The 15880-nt window shown below is 68.6% G+C and carries 17 protein-coding genes; 14 read left to right on the plus strand and 3 right to left on the minus strand.

Features of this window, described 5'->3' with window-relative positions:
- From ACFDTC_RS04470 to ACFDTC_RS04525, 12 genes are all read left to right on the plus strand, one after another.
- A partial coding sequence (locus ACFDTC_RS04470) for a cobaltochelatase subunit CobN (RefSeq protein ID WP_375257673.1) occupies positions 1-2279 on the plus strand: 2279 nt, incomplete at its 5' end.
- 157 nt (positions 2280-2436) lie between these two features.
- Positions 2437-3357 (plus strand): ferredoxin:protochlorophyllide reductase (ATP-dependent) iron-sulfur ATP-binding protein, encoded by a 921-nt coding sequence (bchL, locus tag ACFDTC_RS04475; protein ID WP_375257724.1) that lies wholly within the window; start codon positions 2437-2439, stop codon positions 3355-3357.
- A complete protein-coding gene (bchM, locus tag ACFDTC_RS04480; RefSeq protein ID WP_375257674.1) occupies positions 3357-4061 on the plus strand; it encodes a magnesium protoporphyrin IX methyltransferase in 705 nt (234 codons plus the stop codon). Before bchL ends, bchM begins: the two co-directional genes overlap by 1 nt.
- Positions 4058-5506: a PucC family protein gene (locus ACFDTC_RS04485; protein ID WP_375257675.1), complete on the plus strand. Its 1449-nt coding sequence runs from the start codon at positions 4058-4060 to the stop codon at positions 5504-5506. The genes bchM and ACFDTC_RS04485 overlap by 4 nt, the downstream gene beginning before the upstream one ends.
- A 27-nt stretch (positions 5507-5533) precedes the next feature.
- Positions 5534-6313 carry a photosynthetic reaction center subunit H gene (gene puhA / locus ACFDTC_RS04490; RefSeq protein ID WP_375257676.1) on the plus strand — a complete coding sequence of 260 codons (780 nt, stop codon included), beginning with the start codon at positions 5534-5536 and terminating at the stop codon, positions 6311-6313.
- Between the two features lie 54 nt (positions 6314-6367).
- Complete coding sequence (gene puhB / locus ACFDTC_RS04495) at positions 6368-7006, plus strand: photosynthetic complex putative assembly protein PuhB (protein WP_375257677.1); 639 nt, start codon at positions 6368-6370, stop codon at positions 7004-7006.
- Between the two features lie 5 nt (positions 7007-7011).
- Complete coding sequence (gene puhC, locus ACFDTC_RS04500) at positions 7012-7491, plus strand: photosynthetic complex assembly protein PuhC (RefSeq protein ID WP_375257678.1); 480 nt, start codon at positions 7012-7014, stop codon at positions 7489-7491.
- A 16-nt stretch (positions 7492-7507) separates the two neighbouring features.
- Positions 7508-7804, plus strand: coding sequence for a hypothetical protein (locus ACFDTC_RS04505; protein ID WP_375257679.1), 297 nt, complete (start codon positions 7508-7510; stop codon positions 7802-7804).
- Entirely contained in the window at positions 7801-8931 is a 1131-nt protein-coding gene (gene acsF, locus ACFDTC_RS04510) for a magnesium-protoporphyrin IX monomethyl ester (oxidative) cyclase (protein ID WP_375257680.1), read from the plus strand. Before ACFDTC_RS04505 ends, acsF begins: the two co-directional genes overlap by 4 nt.
- 88 nt (positions 8932-9019) lie before the next feature.
- Positions 9020-9835 carry a putative photosynthetic complex assembly protein PuhE gene (gene puhE, locus ACFDTC_RS04515; protein ID WP_375257681.1) on the plus strand — a complete coding sequence of 272 codons (816 nt, stop codon included), beginning with the start codon at positions 9020-9022 and terminating at the stop codon, positions 9833-9835.
- The gene (hemA, locus tag ACFDTC_RS04520) at positions 9825-11039 is read left to right on the plus strand and encodes a 5-aminolevulinate synthase (RefSeq protein WP_375257682.1); all 1215 of its coding nucleotides are present in this window, start codon (positions 9825-9827) and stop codon (positions 11037-11039) included. The genes puhE and hemA overlap by 11 nt, the downstream gene beginning before the upstream one ends.
- Before the next feature lie 80 nt (positions 11040-11119).
- A complete protein-coding gene (locus tag ACFDTC_RS04525) occupies positions 11120-11572 on the plus strand; it encodes a c-type cytochrome (RefSeq protein ID WP_375257683.1) in 453 nt (150 codons plus the stop codon).
- Positions 11573-11659: 87 nt separating this feature from the next.
- Here ACFDTC_RS04525 and ACFDTC_RS04530 read toward each other — a convergent pair whose 3' ends face one another.
- On the minus strand, positions 11660-12772 hold the full coding sequence (locus tag ACFDTC_RS04530) for a polysaccharide biosynthesis/export family protein (protein ID WP_375257684.1): 1113 nt from the start codon (positions 12770-12772) through the stop codon (positions 11660-11662).
- A 100-nt stretch (positions 12773-12872) separates the two neighbouring features.
- Between ACFDTC_RS04530 and ACFDTC_RS04535 the strand changes: the two genes are divergently transcribed.
- The gene (locus tag ACFDTC_RS04535; protein WP_375257685.1) at positions 12873-13700 is read left to right on the plus strand and encodes an NAD-dependent epimerase/dehydratase family protein; all 828 of its coding nucleotides are present in this window, start codon (positions 12873-12875) and stop codon (positions 13698-13700) included.
- Complete coding sequence (locus tag ACFDTC_RS04540) at positions 13697-14308, plus strand: sugar transferase (RefSeq protein WP_375257686.1); 612 nt, start codon at positions 13697-13699, stop codon at positions 14306-14308. Before ACFDTC_RS04535 ends, ACFDTC_RS04540 begins: the two co-directional genes overlap by 4 nt.
- 5 nt (positions 14309-14313) lie before the next feature.
- Here the strand turns inward: ACFDTC_RS04540 and ACFDTC_RS04545 are convergent, their stop codons facing one another.
- Positions 14314-15003, minus strand: coding sequence for a YjbF family lipoprotein (locus tag ACFDTC_RS04545; protein ID WP_375257687.1), 690 nt, complete (start codon positions 15001-15003; stop codon positions 14314-14316).
- On the minus strand, positions 15000-15880 hold an 881-nt coding region (locus tag ACFDTC_RS04550; RefSeq protein ID WP_375257688.1), incomplete at its 5' end, for a YjbH domain-containing protein. The genes ACFDTC_RS04550 and ACFDTC_RS04545, both read right to left, overlap by 4 nt.

The raw sequence follows: 15880 nt of genomic DNA on the forward strand, positions 1-15880 counted from the left end.
GCAACGCCGACAAGACAGCCGCCATCGTGCTTTTCGGCTTTCCGCCCAACGCGGGTGCGGTCGGCACGGCCGCCTACCTGAGCGTCTTCGAATCCCTCTACGCCACGCTGCACGCGATGAAGGCGCGCGGCTACGACGTCGAGTTTCCCGACAGCCCCGAGGCGCTGCGCGCCGCCGTCCTGCAGGGTAACGCCGCGCGCTACGGGCAAGAGGCCAACGTCGCGGACCATGTGCCGGCCGACGAGATCGTCGCGCGCACCCCGCACCTGGCAGAGATCGAGGGAAGCTGGGGCCCGGCGCCGGGCAAGGTGCAGTCCGACGGGCGAGGGGTCTTCGTGCTGGGGCGGCACTTCGGCCGCGTCTTCGTCGGCGTGCAGCCGAGCTTCGGCTACGAGGGCGACCCGATGCGGCTGCTCTTCGAGAAGGGCTTCGCGCCGACGCACGCCTTCGTCCAGTTCTACCGCTACCTGCGCGACACGCTGAAGGCCGACGTGGTGCTGCATTTCGGCATGCACGGTGCGCTGGAATTTATGCCCGGCAAGCAGGCCGGGCCCGGCGCGCGCGACTGGCCCGACCGGCTGATCGGCGAGATGCCGAACGTCTACCTTTATGCCTCGAACAACCCGTCCGAGGCGTCTCTTGCCAAGCGGCGCAGCGGCGCGGTGACGGTCACCCACCTCACGCCGCCGCTGGCGCAGTCGGGCCTTTACAAAGGCTTCGCCGAACTGAAGGACAGCCTGACCCGCTGGCGCGAAAGCGACGCGGGCGATCCCGTGCGCCCCGAACTCGAGGCGTTGATCGCCGAGCAGGCCGAGGCGGTCGACATGGGCGGCGTGGCCCCGCGCGACCTGTGGCTGCGGTTGCTCGAGACCGAAGAGGCACTGATCCCCGACGGCTTGCACGTGTTGGGCCGACCGATGAGCGCCGCGGCGCGTGCCGACTACCTGGCGCTGATCGAAGGCGCGGACGACGACACCCGTGCCCACGTCGATGCCCTGCTGCAGGGCGATCACGAGATCGACGGCCTCATGCGCGCGCTCGACGGCCGCTATATCGCGCCCGTGGCGGGCGGCGACCTGATCCGCTCGACCGACGTGCTTCCCGCGGGCCGCAACATCCACGCCTTCGACCCGTTTCGCATGCCCACGGCCTTCGCCTGCCGGGACGGCGCGCGGCAGGCGCAGCTTCTGCTGGACACGCACGACACGCTGCCGCGTACCGTGGCGCTGGTGCTCTGGGGGTCGGACAACATCAAGAGCGACGGCGCCCCGCTGGCGCAGGCGCTGGCGCTGATGGGGGCGGTGCCGCGCTTCGATAGTTTCGGGCGGATCTCGGGCGCCGACCTGCTGCCGCTGGATGCGCTGGGCCGGCCGCGGATCGACGTGGTGATGACCCTGTCGGGCATCTTCCGCGACCTGCTGCCGCTGCAGACCCGGATGCTGGCCGAGGCCGCGCTGAAGGCCGCGAAGGCCGACGAGCCGGCAGAGCAGAACTTCATCCGCGCCCACGCGCTGGCCTACATGGCCGAGCATGGCTGCGACATCGAGACCGCCGCGCTGCGCGTCTTCTCGAACGCCGAGGGTGCCTACGGGTCCAACGTCAACATGCTGGTCGACAGCAGCGCTTTCGGCGACGAGGACGAATTGGCCGATGCCTACGAGGCGCGCAAGTCGTTCGCCTACGGCGTCGGTGGCAAGGCCAAGGCGAACGCGGCGCTGCTGCAAAGCCAGTTGAAGACCGTCGAGGTCGCTTACCAGAACCTGGAATCGGTCGAGCTGGGGGTGACCACGGTCGACCATTACTTCGACACGCTGGGCGGGATCGCGCGGGCGGTGAAGCGCGCGCGGGGTTCGGACGCGGCGCTGTACATCAGCGACACCACGCGCGGGCAGGGCAAGATGCGTACGCTGGCCGATCAGGTGGCGCTGGAGACGCGCTCGCGCAGCCTCAACCCGAAATGGTTCGAGGGGATGCTGAAGCACGGTGCCGAGGGCGTCCGCCAGATCGAGGCGCAGGTGACCAACACGATGGGCTGGTCCGCCACGACCGGGAAGGTCGATCCCTGGGTCTACCAGCGCCTGTCGGAGACCTTCGTGCTGGACGCCGAGATGCGCGCCCGGCTGGCCAGCCTCAACCCGGCGGCGTCGAGCCGGATGGCGAACCGGCTGCTTGAGGCGCACGACCGGGATTATTGGCACCCCGATGCCGACACGCTGGCTGCACTTCAGGACGCCGCGGACGCGATCGAGGACAGGCTCGAGGGGGTGGCGGCGGAATGAGCGATTGTCGCGCAACGTGGCAACGGTGGAGCGAGGAGCCAGCCCCTCGCGCTCCCCGGGATATTTTCGGACCAAAGAAGCACTGGGCGGATTGCCCGGATTGGAGATCAGCATGAGCCCGCTCGACGACAAGACACCGCCGGCCGCCCGCGCCGCGATGCGCGAAGCCGCGGGGCTGCGCGCGCGTGGCGTGAGCGCGCCGCCGGTGCTGCGCGGACAGGACGGCGAGGGATCGGTGCAGGTGCACCAGGACAGCGACATGAAGATCGAGGGCGCGAAGGTGTTCTCGGTCTACGGCAAGGGCGGGATCGGCAAGTCGACCACGTCGTCCAACCTGTCTGCCGCTTTCGCCAGCATGGGCAAGCGCGTTCTGCAGATCGGCTGCGATCCGAAGCACGACAGCACGTTCACCCTGACCGGGCACCTTCAGCCGACGGTGATCGACATCCTGAAGGACGTGGATTTCCACGCCGAGGAACTGCGCCCCGAGGATTTCGTAACCGAGGGCTGGGGCGGTGTGATGTGCATCGAGGCGGGCGGCCCGCCCGCGGGCACCGGTTGCGGCGGTTACGTGGTGGGCCAGACAGTCAAGCTGCTCAAGCAGCACCACCTGCTGGACGAGACCGACGTGGTGCTGTTCGACGTCCTCGGTGACGTGGTCTGCGGCGGGTTCGCGGCGCCGTTGCAGCACGCCGACCGGGCGGTGATCGTGACCGCCAACGATTTCGACTCCATCTACGCGATGAACCGGATCATCGCCGCCGTGCAGGCGAAGTCCGCCAACTACAAGGTGCGGCTGGCGGGCTGTGTGGCCAACCGGTCGAAGGACACCGACGAGGTTGATCGGTTCTGCGACGTCGTTGGCTTCAAGCGTCTGGCGCACATGCCCGACTTCGACGCGATCCGCCGCTCGCGCCTGAAGAAGAAGACGCTGTTCGAGATGCCGGACGAACCGGACATCCTCGCCGCGCGGCAGGAATACCTGCAGCTGGCGCAGACGCTGTGGACCGGGACCGAACCGCTCGCCCCCGCGGCGCTGCCCGACCGCGAGATCTTCGAGCTGCTGGGATTCGACTGATGCGCGACGCGGCCCCCATCCACGCCATGCACCCGGCCTACGAGGGTACGCGCGACCGCGTCGAGCATTACTTCGACCGGACGGCGACCCAGGTGTGGGAGCGGCTGACCAGCGACGCGCCGGTCAGCCGCATCCGCGCGACGGTGCGCGAAGGGCGGGACCGTATGCGCGGCCTGATGCTGGACGCGCTGCCGGCCGACCTGCGCGGGGCGCGCGTTCTGGACGCGGGCTGTGGCGCGGGCCAGGCGACGGCAGAGCTTGCCGCCCGCGGCGCCGAAGTGGTCGCGGTCGACATCTCGCCCAGCCTCGTCGCGATCGCCGAGCGCCGGCTGCCCGAGGGCCTGCGCGGCCGGGTCGCGTTCTCGGCCGGTGACATGCTGAGCCCGGCGCTGGGGTCCTTCGATCACGTGATCGCCATGGACAGCCTGATCTACTACAGCCGCGCCGACATCCGCGCCGCGATCGAGGGCCTGGCCGCGCGCACCGTCGGCGGCGTCGTCTTCACCGTGCCGCCGCGGACCGGGCTTCTGATGGCGATGTGGTACGCCGGCAAGGCCTTCCCGCGCGCCGACCGCTCGCCCGTCATGGTGCCGCAGCACACGGGGCGCCTTGCCCGGGCGCTGGGCGGTGCGGGTCGCGTGCGCGATCTCGGCCGGGTCAATTGCGGCTTCTATATCTCCCACGCGCTGGAGGTGGTCGCATGATCGTCTCGCGCGCCCAGGTCGCCCGGATCAGCACGCGGCTTCTGCCGTTCTCGGACGCGGGCAGCGACGGTCTGCCGCTCGGCCAGCTTCTGCGGCTGGCGCTGTTCCAGGTGTCGGTGGGCATGGCGGGCGTCATGCTCTTGGGCACGATGAACCGCGTGATGATCGTCGAGCTTTCGGTCCCGGCGGTGCTCGTGGCGATCATGGTGGCACTTCCGGTGCTGATCGCGCCGTTCCGTGCGCTGCTGGGCTTCCGGTCCGACCATCATCGCAGCGCCATCGGGTGGAAGCGCGTTCCCTACCTCTGGTTCGGCTCGCTCTGGCAGATGGGGGGCCTGGCGATCATGCCGGCCTGCCTGCTGGTTTTGGGCGGCGACGTCACGCACGACGTGCCCTTCGCCGGAGAGGTTCTCGCCGCGCTCGCCTTCATCATGACGGGGTTGGGAATGCACATGACGCAGACCGCCGGCCTCGCACTCGCCGCCGACCGGGCGAGCGACGAGACCCGGCCGCGGGTCGTGGCGCTGCTTTACGTCATGTTCCTGATCGGCATGGGCGTGTCGGCCATCGTGATCGGCTGGCTGCTGCGCGACTTCAGCGGCATCCGCCTGATCCAGGTCGTGCAGGGCTGCGCGGTCGCGACGATCGTCCTGAACGTGGTCGCGCTGTGGCGGCAGGAGCGCGTCCGCCCGATGACCCGCGCCGAGCGCGAGGCGCCCGCGCCGCGCTTCGCCGACGCCTGGGCCGACCTGACGCGCGGCGGCACGGCCGGGCGACTGCTGGCGGTCGTGTTCCTCGGTACGATGGCGTTCAACATGCAGGACGTGCTGCTGGAGCCCTATGGCGGCGAGATCCTCGGCCTGTCGGTCAGCACGACAACGCTGCTGACAGCCGGCTGGGCCGCGGGCGCGCTGGTGGGCTTCGCGCTGGCGGCGCGCTGGCTGGCGCGCGGGCTGTCGCCCTACCGCATGGCCGGGCGCGGGTTGCTGGCGGGGCTTGCGGCCTTCAGTGCGGTGATCTTCGCATCGCCCCTGCACTCGGCCACGCTGTTCTTCGCGGGCGCCGGGCTGATCGGCTTCGGCGGGGGGCTCTTCGCCGTGTCGACGCTGACCGCGGCGATGACCATGCCCGAGACCGGCGGCGCCGGCAAAGGCCTCGCGTTGGGCGCCTGGGGTGCCGCGCAGGCGACCGCCGCCGGCCTGTCGACGCTGATCGGCGGAGGGCTGCGCGACGCCGTCAACCAGGTCGCGCTGTCCGGCGGCTGGGGCGAGGCGCTGAACGACCCCGCCACCGGCTATTCCGTCGTCTACCACATCGAGATCGGCCTGCTGTTCGTCACGCTCGTGGCGCTGGGGCCGCTCGTCACCCGCACGGGCGCCCGCATGGCGCGCCGCGAACCCAACCAGAAACCGACAGGGCTGGGCCTTGCCGATTTCCCCACCTGACAGGGGCCAACCCAGGAGGATCACCCCATGACCGAAGACTACATCTTTGGAAACCTCGATCTGGCGAGCATCTCGCTGTGGATCTTCTTCCTGTTCTTCGTTGGCCTTGTGGTCTGGATCCAGCGCGAGAACCAGCGCGAGGGCTATCCGCTGGTCGACGAGGACGGCAGCCAGGCCGATGCGGGCTCGGTCTTTCCGAACCCGAAGGACAAGACGTTCATCCTGCCGCACGGAAGGGGCGAATACACCGTGCCCAGCAAGCAGCCGCCCGAACGCGCGGGCATCGACGCAATGCTGGAGGCGACGGCCAGCTCGGGCGGTTTTCCCTATATCCCCACCGGCAACCCGCTGGCCGACGGCGTGGGCCCCGCATCCTGGGCGAACCGCCGCGACGAGCCCGAGCTCGACGGCAAGGGCCATCCCAAGATCGTGCCGATGGCGGGGCTCGAGGGCTTTGCCGTCGCAGCCGGCCGCGATCCGCGCGGCCTGCCGGTCGTGGCCGGCGACGGCGCGATCGTCGGCAAGATCGTCGACATGTGGCTGGACGAGCCCGAGCAACTGGTCCGCTTCCTCGAGATCGAGCTGGACCCCGAGTTCGGCGACGGCACGCGGCTGGTGCCGCTGACGCTGGCGCGGATCCTGCGCAACCAGGTCAAGGTGCACTCGATCTACGGCAAGCATTTCGCCGGCGTCCCGCAGCTGAAGGGGGCGAACCAGATCACCAAGCTCGAGGAAGACAAGATCGCCGGCTACTACGGCGGCGGCAAGCTCTACGCGGACGAAACCCGCATGGGGCCGCAACTGTGACGCGCGCGGGGCGGCCGCGCCGCCCCGTGTGACACCGAACCGGGGGGAATTGCCATGAGCCACGACGATTTCAAGACGGAACCGGTGCCGGGCCTGCCGGAACGACCGCCCGAGGGGGAGCGCATCCTGTGGCAGGGCCGGCCCGACTGGTGGCGGCTGAGCTGGGAGGCGTTGTCGCTTCCGTGGGTGATAGGCTACTTCGCGTTCCTCACCCTGTGGCGCTTTGCGGCGGTCTACGACCTGATGCCGCTGCCGCAGGCCATCGGCGCGTCGGTGCCCTTCGTGATCCTGGGGGGGATCGTGATCGCGCTGCTGACGATCGTCGGATGGGTGCAGGCGCGTGCCACGCTTTACACGGTGACCAACCGGCGCGTCGCGATGCGCATCGGCGCCGCGCTGACGGTGACGCTGAACCTGCCCTACACGCAGATCGCCAACGCCACGCTGTCGCGCCGCCGGGGCGGCACGGGGACCATCGCCTTCGACACGATGGGCGAGACGCGGCTGAGCTACCTCGTGTGCTGGCCGCACGTGCGCCCGTGGCGGTTCAACCCGACCCAGCCCGCGCTGCGCTGCATTCCCGATGCCGAACGTGTGGCCCGGCTGATCGCCGAGGCGGCCGAGGCCCGGGTCTCGGTTCCCCGCGTCGAGCGTCGTGCACCGCACGCCGCGGCGCCGCTGGCGGCGGAGTGACGGCGATGCAGAGGACCGAAGCCCGCTACGTCGCACCCCGGGACCGCGAACTGGTGCCGCGCGTGATGATCCGCCTGATGTTCGGCATGGTCATGCTGACGCTGGTCCTCGTCTCGGCCCATGTCTGGACCGGCCAGCCGGTCGGCAGCGTGCCGCCCAAGGGCGCCGTGGCCGCCGAGCGCGTGCTCTACCTGCAGGGTGACCTGTCCGGGGCCGCCACGGTACGCGACGAGACCGGCGTGACCGTCGTCACGCTGAACCCCGAAGAAGGTGGCTTCGTCTCGGGCGTGGCCCGCGTGCTCGACCGCGAGCGGACCAAGGCGCGTGTCGCGCTGGACGGTCCGGTCGTGCTGACCGCCTACGAAAACGGCCGAATGGCCATCACCGATCCGTCGACCGGCTGGTCGGCGGACCTGATGGGCTTCGGCCAGGACAATGCGGCGGCCTTCGCCAGGCTGTTCGCTTCTGCGCCGGTGGCGCGATAGCTGAAAGGGAAAAGCTATGGGATTGCTCACACGCGAGATCGAAAGGGTGCCCTGCACCGTCGAGATCTCTCACAAGTTCGAAAGCCTGCACGCGCATGTGCGCTTCAACGACGGGTCGGTGGTTCATCCCGGCGACGCGGTGAAGGTGCAGGGCCCCGAGATCATGGCGCCGTTCGGAGAGATCGTGCGCGAGGACCGCGAGGCGATCATCACCCGCGCCAGCACGATCGAACGGCTCTGGACCCGCATGACCGGCGACTTCGAGGTCATGGAGCTGTGCGAATTCTCCTTCTCCGAGGAGGTCACGCTATGAACGCGCACAACACGGCCACCCACACCGCCGACGCAACGACGGTCGAGGAAGGCCTCGCCATCCAGCAGGAGCAGGCGAAGTTCGACAGCAAGGCCGCGACCGACGTGGCGATGCAGAACACGCTGCTGACGCCGCGCTTCTACACCACCGATTTCGACGAGATGGACGCGATCAATGTAAGCCCCGTGCGGGCCGACTGGGACGCGCTGATCGCCGAGATGGAGGCCGATCCCAACAAGGGCCATTTCCGCAAGACCGATGCCTGGGACCACGTCGACTGGGACGGGATGGAGCCGAAGCTGAAGAAGGAGTTCATCGACTTCCTCATCAGTTCGTGCACCGCCGAGTTCTCGGGCTGCGTGCTCTACAAGGAGATGAAGCGGCGCGGCAAGAACGGCGACATCGTGCAGCTGTTCCAGCTGATGGCGCGCGACGAAGCACGGCACGCGGGCTTCATCAACGACGCGCTGCGCGAGGCGGGCGTGGCGGTGAACCTCGGCTTCCTGACGCAGCAGAAGAAGTACACCTACTTCCGGCCGAAGTTCATCTACTACGCCACCTACCTGTCCGAAAAGATCGGCTACGCCCGCTACATCACGATCTTCCGGCACCTTCAGGCGAACCCCGAGCACCGCTTCCACCCGATCTTCAAGTGGTTCGAGGAATGGTGCGGGGACGAATTCCGCCACGGCGAGGCTTTTGCCCTGCTGATGAAGACCGATCCCAAGCTGACCAGCGGCGGGAACGTGCTGTGGATCAAGTTCTTCCTGACGGCCGTCTACGCGACGATGTACGTGCGCGACCACCAGAGGCCGGCCTTCCACGCGGCGCTGGGCGTCGACCCGGACTGGTACGCGCACGAGGTGTTCACCAAGACCAGCGCGATGACCGAGCAGATCTTCCCGATCACGCTGGATATCGAGCACCCGCGCTGGCAGCCGACGCTGGAGCGGTTGCAGCGCGCCAACGTCGCCATCGCGCGGGCTAAGGCGCGCGGTGGCGTTGCGGGCAAGCTGTCGCAGCTGGCGCATTCGGCCAAGGCGGCGGCATGCTTCGCCTCGCTATACCTGATCCCGACGAAGAAGCACGTGGTGCCCGAGAGCACCCGGCTGGTACCGGCCTACTAAACGCGGCCGGGGCGCGGCCCGCGCCCCGGGTTTTCCACCGAAGACCCAAGGAGAGGCTTGTGACACGGACGACGGACAGGATGCCCCGGTGCTGAGCGATCCGTGGATCGCGGCGCTGGTCGCGCTGTTCCTCTGGTGGTTTTCCACCGGGGTGATCCTTGTCATCGTCCGCTACTCGGATCGGCGCGGCCCGCTCGCGCGCCTGATGGTGACGCTGGCCGGGTTGCCGGTCTTCGCCGCCGGGGCTTGGGGCGCCATGACAACGCTGGACACGGCGACGCCGGGCGCGGCCTACCACGCCTTCGTCTCGGCGCTGGCGCTTTGGGCCTGGGTCGAGTTGTCCTTCCTGACCGGCACGATCACCGGCCCCAACACCCTGCCGTGCCGCGCGGGCGTGCCCGAGTGGGAGCGGTTCATCCGCGCCTGGGGCACGATCGCATACCACGAGATCGCGCTGGTCTCGGTCCTGGTCGCACTGGGGCTGCTGTCCTGGCAGGCGCCGAACCCGTTCGCTTTCCTGACCTTCGCGGTGCTCTTCGGCGCCCGCATCTTGGCCAAGCTGAACCTGTTCCTGGGCGTGCCCAAGATCAACACCGAGTTCCTGCCCGCAGCACTGGCGCACCTGCCCAGCCACTTCCGCGTGGCGCGTGGTACGCGGTTCTTCCCGGTTTCGGTCGCCGCCCTCGGCGGGGCCGTGGCGGTCTGGCTGGTTCTGATCGTGACGGCGGAATCGCCCTTCCAATCGGTCGGCTACGCGCTGGTGGCGGCGATGACCGCGCTGGCGCTTCTGGAGCATGGCTTCATGGTTCTGCGCCTGCCGGACGAGAAACTATGGCGCTGGATGCTTCCCGCGCCCAAGCAAACCCTGAAAAAGACCACGACGGAGGACGCCCATGGACTTTGACACGCTGTTCGAGGCCCAGATCAAGACGCTCAAGGAAGAGGGCAATTATCGCATCTTCGCCGAGCTGGAGCGCCAGGTGGGCGCGTTCCCCAAGGCCCGCAGCCACGATCCTGACGGGCCGGAAGAAGTGACGGTGTGGTGCTCGAACGATTACCTGGGCATGGGCCAGCACCCGAAGGTCGTGAAGGCGATGCAGGACGCGGTCGGCGCCTGCGGATGCGGGGCGGGCGGCACGCGCAACATCTCGGGCACCAACCACCAGCACAAGCAGCTCGAGGCCGAGCTGGCCGACCTGCACGGCAAGGAGGCGGCGCTGCTGTTCACGTCCGGTTACGTGTCGAACTGGGCGGCGCTGTCGACGCTGGGGTCGCGGCTACCGAACGCGGTGATCCTGTCGGACGCGCTCAACCACGCCAGCATGATCGAGGGCATCCGCCATTCGCGCGCCGAAAAGGTGATCTGGAAGCACAACGACCCCGAGGATCTGGACCGCAAGCTGGCCGCGCTGCCCGCCAACGCCACCAAGATCGTCGCTTTCGAAAGCGTCTATTCGATGGACGGCGACATCAGCCCTATGGCCGAGATCGTCGAGGTCGCCGAAAAGCACGGCGCGATGACCTATCTAGACGAGGTGCACGCGGTGGGCATGTACGGACCGCGCGGCGGCGGCGTGTCCGAAGAGCTTGGCCTTGCCGATCGCATCACGCTGATCGAGGGTACGTTGGGCAAGGCTTACGGCGTGATGGGCGGCTACATCACCGGCTCGGAGCCGCTGTGTGATTTCATCCGGTCCTTCGCGAGCGGGTTCATCTTCACCACCGCGCTTCCGCCCGCCGTGGCCGCCGCGGCCCGCGTGTCGATCGCGCACCTGAAGCAAAGCCAGATGGAACGCGCGCGCCAGCGCATGCAGGTGCGCAAGCTGCGCGAACGCCTGAACGCGATCGGCATCCCGCATCTGGACAACCCCAGCCACATCATCCCGGTGATGGTGAAGGACCCGGTCAAGTGCCGCCAGCTGGCCGACATCCTGATGCAGGATTTCGGGATCTACGTGCAGCCGATCAACTACCCGACCGTGCCGAAGGGGACCGAGCGGCTGCGCTTCACCCCCGGCCCGCTGCACAGCGACGAGGATATCGACCATCTGGTGATGGCGCTGACCACGCTCTGGAAGCGCTGCGCCATCGCCCATGCCGTGGCCTGATCCGGAACCCGGGGCAGGGCGCGCCGGTTGAAAGGCGGGATGCCGAGCTACGTTATGGAAAGTTTTTAGGGAGAACGACGATGACATTGAAGATCGCAACACTCGTGACACTGGCGGGTTTAGCGGCCCCGGCCTTTGCGCAGGAAGCAGCGCCCGAGGGCGACGCCGCGGCCGGCGAGACCGTGTTCAACCGCTGCAAGGCCTGCCACCAGATCGTCGACGACAGCGGCGAGGCCATCGTGCGCGGCGGCCAGGTCGGCCCGAACCTCTATGGTCTTGCCGGTCGGCAGGCGGGGTCGGTCGAGGGATACAGCTATAGCGACGCGATGGTCCAGGCGGGCGAGGCTGGCCTGAACTGGGAGGCCGAGACCTTCAAGCCCTACGTTCTGGACCCGTCGGCGTACCTCAGCGAGTACCTGGGCGAATCCGTGCGCGGCAAGATGCAGGCGCAGCGCCTGAACGACCAGCAGCTGGCGGATGTCTGGGCCTATCTCGCTCAGTTCGGCGGGGAAGAAGACGCACCCGAAAGCTGAGATCACGCGGCGCAGCCCGCACCCGGTTCCATACGAGAAGGGCGCGCCTGTCGGGCGCGCCCTTCCTGTTTCCGGACATCCTTGGGATCAGTTCGACAGCGTCGTCGCCTGCCGCGTTAGCCCGAAGGTGACGCCCACGAGGCCCAGCACGGTGCGCGCGTTGTTGACCGGGGATTCGGTCGCTAGGACCGTGTCGCCCGGCGCGATCTCGAACTTGCGGGCGGCGAACAGGCCGTCGGCACTGGTCAGGTCGAACGAGAAGACCACCTGCGGAAGCTCGGGGCCGCGCCCCGCGCCGCTCAGCATGGTCACCGGGTATTCGCGCAGCACCAGGACGCCTTCGGGATCGGCACGGCTTTCAACGAGGCCGCCCATCAGCGACAGCGCCTCGAGCGCGGTCAGGCGGTCCTTGGGAAAGTATATCAGGTCCTCGGTGCCCGAGGCGCCGAGGGCTACGAAACTGCGATCGTCGGCTTCGACGATGACGGTGTCGCGCGGGTAGAGCAGCGCGTTGTAGGTCGGGCCGTCATACAGCTTGTCGGCCGAGATGCTGAACGTCTCGGATCCGCGCAGCAGCTTGACCTGCGGGTTGCGCAGGTTCGACGGGATGCCGCCGGCATCGGCCAGCACGCTGAGGATCTTGTAGTTGCGCGAGGGCATCGGGTAGGCGCCCGGCTTGGCCACGCCGCCCACCACGTCGACGGCGAAGTCGCGGCCCTGCCGCAGGCTCAGTTGCACCTGCGCCGAGGGCACGATGACCTCGAGCTGCGACTGCACCCGCTCGCGCGCACCCGAGGGCGTCAGGCCGCTGACCGGGATCTGGTCCACATAAGGCAGGAAGATCCGGCCGGCGCCGTCGACCTCGACCTCTTCGATCCGGCTGAAGCGCTGGTTCGGGTTGGTTAGAAGCGAGTTTTCCTGGCTGTCCCAGATCGTGATGTCCAGCAGATCGCCGCTGCGGATGACCGAGCTGTCCGCGCCCTGTGTCGCGTGCGGCCACCGGGTGTCGGAACCGAGGTCGGGCCAAGTCTGCAGTTGTGCGAGGCTGGCGCGCGTGACCTCAACGACCTGAATGGTCGGCGTCTCGCTGCGGGTCTCGCGCACAACTTCGGACTGGACGGCCGCGCCGCGCGGAAGGCTGCATGCGGCCAGCAGCAACAGCGTCCCGACCAGAATGGTCCGCGTGATGATCTTCTGCACGTGATCCCCCGGCCGCTTCTTGCCTGCGGGCCGTTACACCGGCCCCTGACCCGTGATAGACACTCCGCCGGTGCAAGGAAAGACCGGAGAAGGCGCGCCCGTGGCCGACAAGCGACCGATCCCCGTGCTGATGACGGGCGCGACCGGCAAGGTGGGGCGCATGCTGCGCCACCCGGCCTGCGCCGAGGCGTGGGCGGGCATCGACCTGATGCCGGTCGGTCGGTGCGACGACATGCTGCGCTGGGCGCCGGGCGACGATCCTGCGGCTCTGCCGCGCGCCGAATGCGTGCTGGCGCTGTGGGGCGTGACGGCGGGTAACTCACTGGCCGACAACACGATGCTCGCGCGCGAGGCCGCGCGGCTGGCCCATGCGGTGGGCGCGCGCCGGGTCCTGCACGCCTCGTCGGCGGCGGTCTACGCGCCATCGGCGGACCCGCATCCCGAAAGCGACCCTCTGGCGCCCGTAACGGCCTACGGCGCGGCGAAGGCGGCGATGGAGCGTGCGATCCTGGATCTCGACGACGGGATAGAGCATGTGCGTCTGCGGATCGGGAACGTGGCGGGCGCCGAGAGTCTGTTCGCAAGCCTGTGCCGCGGCGGCGCCGTGACGCTCGACCACTTCGCTGACGGGCAGGGTCCCGTGCGCAGCTACATCGGCCCGATCGACCTGACGCGCGTGCTGGCCGCGCTGATCCGAGCGTCTACGCTGGACGGCGTGCTGAACGTCGCGGCGCCGGAACCCGTGGCGATGCAGGCGCTGGTACAGGCGGCCGGCGCACCGCTGCGCTGGCGCGAGGCGCCCAATGGGGCAACACAGTCGCTGATGGTGGATGCGACGCGCCTGTCGCGGCTGTGTCGCCTCAACACGACCGCGTCGGACCCTGCGGCGATCTTGGCGCAAGTTCGCGCGGCGGGCGCGCTGCCATGACCGTGGCGAAGCGCACCGTCGACATCCTGGGCGCGCTGGTCCTGGGGCTGCTTCTGTCGCCGCTGATCGTGCTGGTGGCGCTATCCGTGGCGGTCCGCGACGGCCGCCCGGTGCTATACCGGTCCGAGCGGATGACCACCCCCCGGCGCGGCTTCTCGCTGTGGAAATTCAGGACGATGGCGGTGGCGCAGACCGATGCAGGCGTGTCGGGCGGCGACAAGGCGGCGCGGATCACCAGGAACGGACGGTGGCTGCGCCGGACGCGGCTGGACGAGCTGCCGCAACTCTGGAACATCCTGCGCGGCGACATGAGCTTCGTCGGTCCGCGCCCGCCCCTGCGCCATTATGTCGAGCTTCACCCGGAGCTGTACGCGCAGGTTCTTCGTGCCCGTCCCGGAGTGACGGGCCTCGCCACGCTGGTCTTCCACCGGCACGAGGAGCGTCTGCTGGCGGCTTGCCACACGGCCGAGGCGACCGAAGCCGTCTATCGCCGGCGCTGCATTCCGCGCAAGGCGCGGCTGGATCTGATCTATGCCCAAAGGGCGACGGTGTGCAGCGACTTCCGGCTGATGGTCGCCACGATCTGGCGCCGGGTCGGGATGCACTGACCGGATCAGCGTCGGAGCGTCTGCGACGACAGCATGCCCTGCGTTTCGCCCATCCATTGCCGGGCACTGGCGATGTAGCCGTCCGGCGTGACAATGAACGTGCTCGAGACGCGCAGGTCGTCGGTGTTGCAATCCGCGTTCATCACCAGCCCGCTCGCCGCGTAGGCGCCCATCGAGACGCTCGCCTGCTGGCCTTCGCTGGTGACGAGGCACGTGAACGCGATCTCGCGCGTGACGTCCTCGGGAGTGAGGAACCGCATCACGTAGGGCACCGTTCCGGTCGAGCGGCTGCGCAGCTGCGACAGCAGCGCGGTCTCGTCCGACGACATCAGGTCGCCGCCGAGCCCGCGGGTCTGCACCACCAGCCCGTCGCGAAACGTCACGGTTTCCCGCGCGGCGTTGCCGAACGTGCGGTAGGGGCCGTTGCGCTCGATCCCGATCATCATGAAGCGCGCACCGGTGGACTCGGTCTCGAGGATCATCACCGGTTCGTTCGTGGCGACGAGGACCTGCTGGATCTGCTGCGGGCCGACCGTCGGCGTCGGTGCGCCGTCGCGATCGAGAAGCAGACCGGGCAACGACCGCAGCAGCCGAGCGGAGTCGCTCTGCGTGCTGGAACAGGCGGACAGCGCCACCAGCGCGCACAGTGATCCGGCAAGAGCCGCCGCGCGGCGCATCCGCTTGACCCGCGTCATCGCCAGAACCTCCCCCAGGATTTCGCCGCGTCGGGCTCGTGATACTCTCGCACGTTGTCGTAGAGCCGCCCGCGCACGTTCAGCCGCGCGCCGCCGTCCCGCGTCAGCGACTGGATCACGACGTCGCTCGACTCGCGCGAGGGGGTGCCGGCGAAGGTCGCCAGCGGAATGCTGAAGCGCAGGCCCTTGTCGAACGAGCCCTCGCCGAAATCGTCGGCGGTGGCGTCGGTGAAGGTCGCGTAGGCGCCGATGCTCAACCCGTTGGCGAATTCCCGGTCGAGCGCAATCGTTGCGCCCACGTCGCCGGCGAGGTACTGCCCCGCGTCGATCTGGCCGTGGAAGCCGTTGCCGAAATCGTAATAGGCCGAGATGTGACCGTTGAAGTCGGGAATGGTGTACTGGTCGCCGCTGATCGGGTCGATGGTCTGCATGTCCTGAAGGCCGAAGAGCTGGTCGTAATCCCGGCGCTGCACGTAGTTCACCTCGGCCCCCAGCGCGAAGCGACTGTCGACGGGTTTCCACAGAAGCTCGCCCGAGACGCCGGCATACATCGTCTCGAGATAGCCGAACGTCAGGCGGCTGTAGAGGTTGCGGCCGGGCCGTTCGTACCAGGCTGCCTGCAGGTATTCGATCGCCGGATCGCCCTCTTCGGCGTAGATCGGCCCGTCGGTGCGCACCCGCGGCAGGTTCGATTCCGACGGGTCCGCCTCGCCGATGTCGCCGGCGACGGACTGCGTGACCGAGCCCGACAGGATCAGGCCGGGCGCGACCTGGTAGCTGCTGCTGGCGCGCACGCCGAGGTCGTACCGGACCGGGCTGTCCGGGTCGAAGACCGACAGCTGAAGGTAGGGCGCGATCGAGTAGTTGAACTTCGGGT

Origin of the sequence: Citreimonas sp. (assembly GCF_042096055.1) — a bacterium.
In the GTDB taxonomy this organism is placed as follows: domain Bacteria; phylum Pseudomonadota; class Alphaproteobacteria; order Rhodobacterales; family Rhodobacteraceae; genus Citreimonas.

What these genes read in the sequence shown, in the direction of transcription:
- bchL (WP_375257724.1), top strand. Translation starts at nt 2,437, where the DNA reads ATGCGCGAAGCCGCGGGGCTGCGCGCGCGTGGCGTGAGCGCGCCGCCG.
- bchM (WP_375257674.1), top strand. Translation starts at nt 3,357, where the DNA reads ATGCGCGACGCGGCCCCCATCCACGCCATGCACCCGGCCTACGAGGGT.
- ACFDTC_RS04485 (WP_375257675.1), top strand. Translation starts at nt 4,058, where the DNA reads ATGATCGTCTCGCGCGCCCAGGTCGCCCGGATCAGCACGCGGCTTCTG.
- puhA (WP_375257676.1), top strand. Translation starts at nt 5,534, where the DNA reads ATGACCGAAGACTACATCTTTGGAAACCTCGATCTGGCGAGCATCTCG.
- puhB (WP_375257677.1), top strand. Translation starts at nt 6,368, where the DNA reads ATGAGCCACGACGATTTCAAGACGGAACCGGTGCCGGGCCTGCCGGAA.
- puhC (WP_375257678.1), top strand. Translation starts at nt 7,012, where the DNA reads ATGCAGAGGACCGAAGCCCGCTACGTCGCACCCCGGGACCGCGAACTG.
- ACFDTC_RS04505 (WP_375257679.1), top strand. Translation starts at nt 7,508, where the DNA reads ATGGGATTGCTCACACGCGAGATCGAAAGGGTGCCCTGCACCGTCGAG.
- acsF (WP_375257680.1), top strand. Translation starts at nt 7,801, where the DNA reads ATGAACGCGCACAACACGGCCACCCACACCGCCGACGCAACGACGGTC.
- hemA (WP_375257682.1), top strand. Translation starts at nt 9,825, where the DNA reads ATGGACTTTGACACGCTGTTCGAGGCCCAGATCAAGACGCTCAAGGAA.
- ACFDTC_RS04525 (WP_375257683.1), top strand. Translation starts at nt 11,120, where the DNA reads ATGACATTGAAGATCGCAACACTCGTGACACTGGCGGGTTTAGCGGCC.
- ACFDTC_RS04540 (WP_375257686.1), top strand. Translation starts at nt 13,697, where the DNA reads ATGACCGTGGCGAAGCGCACCGTCGACATCCTGGGCGCGCTGGTCCTG.
- ACFDTC_RS04545 (WP_375257687.1), bottom strand. Translation starts at nt 15,003, where the DNA reads ATGACGCGGGTCAAGCGGATGCGCCGCGCGGCGGCTCTTGCCGGATCA.